General features: G+C 71.3%; 1 protein-coding gene. It reads left to right on the forward strand.

Annotation, left to right across the window (positions count from 1 at the left end):
• Window positions 1-54 precede the first annotated feature (54 nt).
• A partial coding sequence (locus tag BIV25_RS45730) for a type I polyketide synthase (protein ID WP_305729345.1) occupies window positions 55-4,098 on the forward strand: 4,044 nt, incomplete at its 3' end.

The following is a 4,098-nucleotide window of genomic DNA, read 5'->3' on the forward strand; positions in this document are numbered from 1 at the left end:
GTGCGTGAGGCGGTGCGTTTCGGGGATGCGGTGGCGGAGTTGGACGGGTTGGGTGTGACGCGTTTCCTGGAGCTGGGTCCGGATGCTGTGTTGACCCCGATGGTGCGGGAGTGCCTGGACGGGCGGCCGGTGACCGTGGTCCCGGCGCTGCGCCGGGACCACGGTGAGGTGCGCACCCTGCTGGACGCGGTGGGTGGTCTGTGGGCGGCGGGGGTGGCGGTCGACTGGACGGCCTTCTTCGCGGGAACCCGCGCCTCCCGCATCGACCTGCCGACCTACCCGTTCCAGCGGCAGCGCTACTGGCTGCCGTCCGGCGTCTCTGCGGACGGTCTGGCCGGCGCCGGGCTCATCGCCGCCGGCCATCCGCTGCTCGGAGCGGCCGTGGAACTCGCCGATGACAAGGGCTGGGTGCTCAGCGGACGGCTGTCTCTCGACATGCAGCCCTGGCTGGCCGACCACGTCGTACTGGACACCGTCATGGTGCCCGGCGCCGCCTTCGTCATGATCGCCTCGCACGCCGCCCATGTGACCGGGGCCGCCGGCGTCGACGAGCTGACCGTGGAGACGCCGTTGCTGCTGCCCGAAAACGGCGGCGTGCAGATCCAGGTCGTGGTGGGGCAGGGCGACGAGACCGGCCGGCGGTCCGTGCGCATCCACTCGCGGCCGACGAACGCGGCTGCCGGAGAGCCGTGGCTGGAGCACGCCGAAGGTGTCCTCGCCAACGCTCTGCCGCACGCTCCCGCCGAGTGGCGGACGGACCCGCCTGCACAGGCCGAGACGGTCGACGTGGACGACGCGTACCGGGAGTTGGCCGGGCGAGGCTACGACTACGGGCCGGTGTTCCGCTGCCTTCGCGCGGTCCGCAGGCACGGGACGGACGTGTTCGCCGAGATCGAGCTCGCCCCCGAGCAGGCGACCCAAGCGTCGGCGCACGGCTTGCACCCCGTCCTGCTGGACGCGGCCGTGCAAGCGGGCCTGGCGGGGCTCTTCGCCGCCGACACCGACACGAAGCTGCCGTTCTCGTTCAGCGGAATGGCTGTGTACGCGTCCGGCGCGACGCGGCTGCGGGCGCGGATCACGCGTACCGGTCCCGACACGGTGGCGATGGTGCTCGCCGACCCGCTGGGCGGCCCGGTCGCCTCGGTCGAGTCGCTGAGTCTGCGCACCGGTTCGACGGCGGCCCTGCGCCGGGAGGGCGGGCGAGGGTACGACAATCTGTTCCGGATCCGCTGGGAGCCCCGGGACACCGCGGCTGCTCCCGCCGTTGAGACCTGGGGTGTGCTCGGCGACGACCCGGACGATCTGGCCGCAGCCTTGGTCCTGGCCGGCCGACGCGTCGAGGTGTACGCCGACCTGGAAGCCCTGCTGGCCGCGCCAGTGCCTGCGACCGTCGTCACGACCCTGCCGTGCACCCGCGACCTGATCGAGGACAGCCGTCGCACGCTGTCCCTCGCCCAGCGATGGCTCGCCGCCGACCAGACGGCGCAGTCGCGGCTGGTCGTGGTCACGACCGGAGCCGTGTCCGCGGCCGGAGCCGAGCTCACCGACCTGACCAACGCGCCCGCCTGGGGCATGCTGCGCACGGCGCAGACCGAACACCCCGGTCGGCTGATCCTGGCCGACCTCCCGGATGGTCGGGCCGCACACCGGTTACCCGAGGCCGTGGCGACCGGCGAACCGCAACTGGCCCTGACCGGCGACGGCATCCTGGTCCCGAGGCTGGTACGCATACCGGTGCCGGACACCGAGCCGCCGCACCCGGAGCTCGCTGCTGGCACCGTGCTGGTGACCGGGGCATTCGGCCGTCTCGGCCGACTGGTCACCCGGCACCTGGTGGCCGCGTACGGGGTGCGTCACTTGTTGCTGGTCAGCCGGAGCGGGCCGGCCGGTGACGAAGCCGCCGGGCTGCTTGCCGACCTCGCGGCCTCGGGCGCCGAGGTCTCCGCCGTCGCTTGTGACACCGCCGACCGCGACGCCCTGCGCACCCTGCTCTCGACTGTCCCCGACGATCGGCCCCTCACCGCCGTCGTGCACGCGGCCGGTGTGCTGGACGACGGCGTCTTCGGTGCCCTCACGCCGGAACGCCTGGACGCCGTGCTCGCCGCGAAGGCCGTCTCGGCGGCGAACCTGCATGAACTGACCATGGATCAGCCGCTGACCGCGTTCGTCCTCTACTCGTCGATCTCCGGCCTGATCGGTGCCGCGGGGCAGGCCAACTACGCCGCGGCCAACACCTACCTCGACGCGCTCGCCCGGCACCGTCACGACCTCGGCCTGCCCGCCACCTCACTGGCCTGGGGCCTGTGGGACCAGCGAGGCGGCATGGCGGTAGGGCTGGCCGGCACCGACCTGGCGCGGATGGCCCGCTCGGGTGTGGGCACGCTCACCGACGATGAGGGACTGGCTCTCTTCGACCTCGCCCTGCGCCTTGGCGAACCGCTGCTCGCACCGTTGCGGCTCGATCTCGCCACCGTACGGGCGACCGCGACCTCCACCGCCGAGGTGCCCCCACTGCTGCGGGGCCTGGTGCGCCTGCCCCGTGCGGGCCACCGCGACACCGGCGCCGCGGCACCGAGCCGCCTCACGCTGGCCGCCACGAACGAGGCAGACCAGCTGGAGACACTGCTGAAGATCGTCCGCGCCGAAGCGGCAACCGTGCTCGGAAACGGCGCGGTCGACGCGATCGGCATCGATCGCACCTTCCGTGAACTGGGCTTCGACTCGCTTGCCGGAATGGAGCTGCGCAACCGTCTCAACACCGCGACCGGTCTGCGCCTGCCCGCTACCACCATCTTCGACTACCCCACGCCGACGGGCCTGGCCGGCTACCTGCGGGAGCGGCTTGTCCCGGCAACCGCAGGCCCGGCTGCCGGGTTTACGACGGTGGGCGCCGACGACGACCCGGTGGTGATCGTGGGCATGGCCTGCCGATACCCCGGCGGAGTCCGTTCGCCGGAAGACCTGTGGGAGCTCGTCACCAACGGCACCGATGCCATCTCAAGCTTCCCTGAGGGCCGCGGCTGGGACCTCGGCGGCCTCTACCACCCCGATCCCGACCACCCGGGCACCACATACGCCCGGGGTGGCGGCTTCCTCCACGACGCGGACGGTTTCGACTCCGGCTTCTGGGGCATCGCGCCCCGGGAGGCCACCGCGATGGACCCGCAGCAACGGTTGCTGCTGGAGACGGCGTGGGAGGCGCTGGAACGGGCCGGGATCGACCCGGGCGCACTGCGCGGCAGCCCGACCGGGGTGTTCGCCGGCATGATGTACCACGACTACGCCCCGCCGATCGGCGCCGTGCCCGACGAACTGACCGGGTCGATCCTCACCGGCAGCGCGGGCAGTGTGCTGTCCGGCCGGGTCTCGTACGAGTTCGGCTTCGAGGGCCCGGCCGTCACGATCGACACGGCGTGCTCCTCGTCTCTCGTCGCCTTGCATCTGGCGGCTCAGGCGCTGCGCTCGGGGGAGTGCTCGCTGGCCCTCGCCGGTGGCGTCACCGTGATGTCCACGCCGATGGTCTTCGTCGAGTTCGCTCGGCAGCGGGGTCTGTCGCCGGATGGCCGGTGCAAGGCGTTCAGTGATGCCGCGGACGGTACTGGTTGGTCGGAGGGTGTGGGTCTGCTGGTGGTGGAGCGGTTGTCGGATGCTGTTCGGCTTGGTCATCCGGTTCTTGCGAGGGTGAGGGGTTCGGCGGTGAATCAGGATGGTGCGTCGAATGGTCTGACGGCGCCGAATGGTCCGTCGCAGCAGCGGGTGATTCGTCAGGCGTTGGTGAATGCGGGTTTGTCGGCGGGTGATGTGGATGTGGTGGAGGCGCATGGTACGGGGACGAGGTTGGGTGATCCGATCGAGGCGCAGGCTCTGTTGGCGACCTATGGTCAGGGGCGTGGGGTGGGTTCGCCGTTGTGGCTGGGTTCGTTGAAGTCGAATATCGGTCATGCGCAGGCGGCTGCGGGTGTGGGTGGGGTGATCAAGATGGTGATGGCGATGCGTCATGGGTTGATGCCGCGTACGTTGCATGTGGGTGAGGTGTCGTCGCATGTGGACTGGTCGGCGGGGGCTGTTGAGGTTCTTGCGGGGGAGCGTGAGTGGCCG

This window comes from Streptomyces sp. MUSC 14 (genome assembly GCF_001866675.1).
Taxonomy (GTDB): Bacteria; Actinomycetota; Actinomycetes; order Streptomycetales; family Streptomycetaceae; genus Streptomyces.